Origin of the sequence: Streptomyces sp. SID14478, assembly GCF_010548525.1 — a bacterium.
Taxonomy (GTDB): Bacteria; Actinomycetota; Actinomycetes; order Streptomycetales; family Streptomycetaceae; genus Streptomyces.
Genome location: NZ_JAAGMG010001395.1, coordinates 1 through 5,255, shown reverse-complemented (window position 1 = coordinate 5,255; position 5,255 = coordinate 1). Strand labels below are relative to the sequence as shown.

The following is a 5,255-nucleotide window of genomic DNA, read 5'->3' as shown; positions in this document are numbered from 1 at the left end:
CGGCGTCGACGTGGCCGCGCATCTCCCCCGCCGCGTCCGCGTCGAGGCCCGCGCAGGCCGGGGGCAGCCCGACGAAGATCCGCTCGGCGAGGCCGGTGGCCACTCCGGCGAGGGCACTGGTGTCGGTGCCGCGCACATCGCCGTAGCGCAGGGCGCGGACCAGGGCGGGCAGGGCCTGTGCGAGGTGGCCGACGTCCGTGTCCAGGGCGGCGCGGTCGGCGAGGACCCGCATCACGACGGGCAGTGCGTCCGACAGGCCTGCCAGCAGGCAGTGCTCGGCGAGGGCCGTGACCTCGGCGAGGGCACGCGCGCCGATGGCGTCCGACTCGGCCTTGGCGCTCGCCGCGGCGAGTACGGTCGTCCCCCACACCCCGGCCTCCGCGACCCGCACCGAGAGCTCCGGCTCCCAGCGCAGCCGCCAGGTCTCCCGGAACGTGCCGGTGGAACCGCGGGCCGACCTCGCCGGTTCGCCCCAGGCGATGCCGAGCAGCCGCAGGCGGTGCAGCAGGCGGCTGCGCGCTGCGTCGGTGTCGCCCCGCAAGTCGAGGTCCACCTCCCGTTCCTGCGCGGCCGGTTTGAGCCGCAGGGTGCGCTGCTGCCGGGTGAGGTCGCGCTGCAGCGGGACGGCGGGCGCGGACTCGGGCACCTCGCCGAGCACGTCACCGACCACGAGCTTGTCGTGGATGAGGGACAGGGGGACGTCCGAGCCCTCGCACAGGACCGCCCGTACCGCGTCGATGGTCTCCGTCAGGCCGGCCAACGGCCGCCCGCGCATCACGGCGAGCGCCTCCGCGAGCCGCACGGCCTCGATGACGTGGGCGGACGACACGATCCGGTCCTCCTCGCGCAGCAGCCCGGCGACCTTGGTCAGCCAGCGCTCCACGGGCCGGTCGGGGGCGCCGAACAGGTGCCCGTACCAGCCCGGCGACTCGATCCCCGCCCCGTATCCGCTGGCCCGCGCGAGCCGTCTGTGCGTCCAGGGCACCCACGTCAGGTCGACCTTCGCCTTCGGCAGTCCCTTGAGGAGGGCGCGGTCCGCGGCGACGGTGGTCCTGTGCCGCAGTGCGGGCACGTGCCACGCCCCGCACACCACGGCCACCTCCTCGCCGTGCCCGAACTCCTTCTGCGCGCCGCGCAGTTGCAGTCTCATATGGGCCTCGCGCACCAGGTCCCGGCCGTGCCCGCCGTCCCCGTACGACTCGCGCAGCGCGCCCATGGCCTCGCCGAGGGCGGTGAAGGCGTCGCCCTCACGGTGCTCCACGACGTCCTCCCACCAGCGCTCCGCGTCGTCGTACCCGGCGGTCTCGGCGAGCACGCGCAGGGGATCGACGCGGACTTCCTCCTGCGCGTCCTCGGCCTCCTCGGCCTGCGCGATCGCGAGGCTGTGCGCGGCGGGCAGATCGATGAAGCGGACCGGTGTCGCGTGCTCCAGGGCCCAGCGAACGGCGACCCATTCGGGCGAGAACTCGGCGAACGGCCAGAACGCCGACTTCCCCGGCTCGTCCACGACATGGGCGAGCAGCGCGACCGGCGGCCGCATGTCCTCGTCGGCGGCGAGCGGCACGAGACCGTCGGCCTCGGGCGGCCCCTCGATCAGGACGACGCGCGGCCCGGCAGCCTCCAGTGCCCGCCGTACCGCCCGCGCGGATCCCGGCCCGTGGTGCCGGACGCCGAGCAGCAGCGGCCCCGTCATGCGCTCACCTCACGGCAGGCGCGGTAGAAGTCCTTCCACCCGTCCCGCTCGCGCACCACGGCCTCCAGGTACTCCTGCCAGACGACCCGGTCCGCCGCCGGGTCCCGCACCACGGCGCCGAGCATCCCGGCGGCGATGTCCGACGGCCGCAGCACTCCGTCCCCGAAGTGGGCGGACAGCGCGAGGCCGTTGGTGACCACCGAGATCGCCTCGGCCGTCGACAGGGTGCCGCTGGGCGACTTCACCTTCGTACGGCCGTCGGCCGTCACCCCGTCCCGCAGCTCGCGGAAGACCGTCACGACCCGCCGGATCTCGTCGATCCCCTCGGGCGTGCTCGGCAACTCCAGGGAACGCCCGACCTGCTCGACCCGGCGCGAGACGATGTCGACCTCCGCCTCGACGCTCGCGGGCAGCGGCAGCACCACCGTGTTGAACCGGCGGCGCAGCGCGCTCGACAGGTCGTTGACGCCGCGGTCCCGGTCATTGGCCGTGGCGATGAGATTGAACCCGCGCACGGCCTGCACCTCCTGCCCCAACTCCGGTATCGGCAGGGTCTTCTCGGACAGGATCGTGATGAGCGTGTCCTGGACGTCCGCCGGAATGCGGGTCAGCTCCTCGACCCGCGCCGTCATGCCCTCCGCCATCGCCCGCATGACGGGGCTGGGCACGAGGGCGTCCCGGCTCGGGCCGTGCGCCAGCAGTTGCGCGTAGTTCCACCCGTACCGGATGGCCTCCTCCGGCGTGCCGGCCGTGCCCTGCACGAGGAGCGTGGAGTCGCCGCTGACGGCGGCGGCGAGATGCTCCGACACCCACGTCTTGGCCGTGCCCGGCACGCCCAGCAGCAACAGCGCCCGATCGGTGGCGAGCGTCGTCACCGCCACCTCAACGAGGCGCCGCGGTCCGACGTACTTCGGCGTGATCACCGTGCCGTCGGGCAGCGTGCCGCCGAGCAGATACGTGGCCACGGCCCAGGGCGAGAGGCGCCAGCGGGCCGGTCGCGGCCGGTCGTCCTGCGCCGCCAGCGCCGCCAGTTCACCCGCGAACGCGCTCTCGGCGTGCGGCCGCAGCGCCTCTTCCCCGGCCTGCCCGGTGTGGTCCTCGACGGAAACGGTCATGGCTCTCCCCCACCCCTCTGTCTCGCCCAACTCGAACCACCACGACGAGGAGTCGACCGCCTCGCCGCGTGATGGGTTCCACCGTGCACCACGCCACTGACAATCGACCTCACCCCTTCGATCACCGCAGGTCAGACGGCTTCACCCGCAAATTGTCAGTGCCGGGACCTACCGTCGAAGACATGACTCAGCAGGGGGTGCGCTGGACGACGGATCAGGTGCTGGCACTGGCGCCTGACGCCTCGTCACGCAAGGCGGGAAGCAAGCTCGGGGCAGCCGGGCCCTGGTCGGGGACGGGGAGCGCGGAGGAGGGGGCGGTATGGGGACTGTGCAAGGGCAGCGGCAGCAAGCCGTACCAGACGATCGTGGACATCGGCGGCGTGAAGGGCCCGGCGTACAAATGCAGTTGTCCGAGCCGCAAGTTCCCGTGCAAGCACGCGCTCGGGCTGCTGCTGCTCTGGGCGGGCGGGCAGACACAGGTACCGGCCGGGCAGACGCCCCCGGACTGGGCGGAGCAATGGCTGGCCGGCCGCAGGAAACAGGCCGAGGCGCAGGAGGACGCTCCGGCCGCGCCCGCCACGAGCGCCCCGGCCGACCCGGAGGCCGTCCGCCGCAGGGCCGAGCGGCGCGCGCAGCGCATCACCGCGGGGGCCACGGAGCTGGAGCAGCGCCTCACCGATCTGCTCCGCGGCGGCCTCGCCCAGGCGGAGCGGGCGGGATACGGGATGTGGGAGGAGACGGCGGCCCGCATGGTCGACGCCCAGGCGCCCGGTCTGGCCTCGCGCGTAAGGGAGTTGGGGTCGATCCCGGCGTCCGGACCCGGCTGGCCGATGCGCCTGCTCGAAGAGTGCGCCCTGCTCCACCTCCTCGACCAGGGCTGGCTGCACCGCGACACGCTGCCCGCCGACCTGGCGGCCACGGTCCGCACCCGGATCGGCCTGCCCGCATCGCCCACAGAGGCCCCGCTCCGGGACCACTGGCTGATCCTGTCCCAGTACGACACCACCGACGGCCACCTCACCACACGCCGCATATGGCTGTACGGCTCGGAGTCGGCCCGCACCGCCCTGCTCCTGTCCTTCGGGGCAGCGGGCCGCGCCCCGTCCCTGGCACTGCCGACCGGACTGGCCCTGGACGCGACCGTCACCGGACACCCCGGAGCGGCGACGCTCCGAGCAGACCTCGGCGAGCGCTTCACCGCTCCAGGACCAAGCACCGTGCGCCCACCGGGAGTTGAAGCAGAGCAGGCCCTCACGTCCTACGGGAACGCACTCGCGGCCGACCCGTGGCTGGAGTCCTGGCCAGTGACGCTGGCGGACGTCATACCGACCCCGTCCCCCGACGGCGGCTGGCAACTGGCGGACGCCGAGGGCAAGTCGGCGCTGCCCTTGACCACTCCCGCGGCGACCTCCCCCGGCCTGTGGCGCCTGGTCGCCCTCTCGGCAGGCGCCCCGGTGACGGTCTTCGGCGAGTGCGGCCACACCGGTTTCCGCCCCCTGTCGACATGGACACGAGCGTCCCCCGAGGTCATACCTCTCTGACCCCCCGTTCAGCCGCGCACAACACGACCCGCCACGAAAACGGGACACCTGAACGCCCCACCGAGGTGAGGAGGCCTCCGAGACGGTTCGCCCGAACGCCCCACAGCAGCAGGCCGATCCGCACACCCCACCAGGGATAAGCCAATCCAAACGCCTCACCGAGGCCCGCCGACCCGAACACCCCACCTGGGGACAGCCAATCCGAACGCACACCGGGGCTCAGCCGATCGGGAACCCCCCACCGGGGATCAGCCGATCGGGAAGCCCCACCGGGGGTCAGCCGCTGGACGACGGGAGGGGCCGTGTCGGGGTGCCCCCGCAGGACACCGCAGGAACCAAGCCCAGGACGCCGCGCCGTAGGCGCCCAGGTGGCGTGGAGACCAATCCGGCCGAGGAGGCACCCCGGCGCGGCCCCGCACCACCCCCGGACGCCCGGCGTAACGACCCGGCCCCGCACCACCCCCGGACGCCCGGCGTAACGACCCGGCCCCGCACCACCCCCGGACCACCGGCGTAACAACGCGGCTCCGCACCACCCCCGGACCACCGGCATGACGACCCGGCCCGCCCCACCCACCGACCAACCGGCGTGACAACCCGGCCCGCCCCACGACAAGAACAGGGGTCACACGCCAGTACCCAGCACCGCAGCCCCGACCACGCCATGACAGAGAGGTCCACATGCCCGGAGCCACGACGACCCCGCCCACGTCTCCATCCCCGGCGCGCCCCACCCCCTGGGACGACCTGGTGACCACCGCCCTGCTGGGCACTGAACGCCGCTCGTCCACACCCCCGGGCGCACTCCTGGACGAGACCGCGCTGCAGACGGTCCGCCGCCGCGCAGGCCTGCGCCCGGCCCCGGCCGCCACCCCACCCGACCCCGCCGCCACCGATCCGCGCCCA

The 5,255-nt window shown here is 73.9% G+C and carries 3 protein-coding genes and 1 pseudogene; 2 read left to right on the top strand and 2 right to left on the bottom strand.

Going from position 1 to position 5,255, the window contains the following annotated elements:
• Nucleotides 1-1,693 (bottom strand): DUF5682 family protein (locus G3I40_RS44355; RefSeq protein WP_164560450.1); only part of this gene is annotated, 1,693 nt, incomplete at its 3' end.
• The gene (locus G3I40_RS44350) at nt 1,690-2,808 is read right to left on the bottom strand and encodes an AAA family ATPase (RefSeq protein WP_164560449.1); all 1,119 of its coding nucleotides are present in this window, start codon (nt 2,806-2,808) and stop codon (nt 1,690-1,692) included. The genes G3I40_RS44350 and G3I40_RS44355, both read right to left, overlap by 4 nt.
• Before the next feature lie 182 nt (nt 2,809-2,990).
• Between G3I40_RS44350 and G3I40_RS44345 the strand changes: the two genes are divergently transcribed.
• Both G3I40_RS44345 and G3I40_RS47810 read left to right on the top strand, forming a co-directional pair.
• The gene (locus G3I40_RS44345; RefSeq protein ID WP_164560448.1) at nt 2,991-4,349 is read left to right on the top strand and encodes an SWIM zinc finger family protein; all 1,359 of its coding nucleotides are present in this window, start codon (nt 2,991-2,993) and stop codon (nt 4,347-4,349) included.
• Between the two features lie 681 nt (nt 4,350-5,030).
• Nucleotides 5,031-5,255 (top strand): annotated as a pseudogene (locus G3I40_RS47810) (hypothetical protein); the annotation flags it as partial.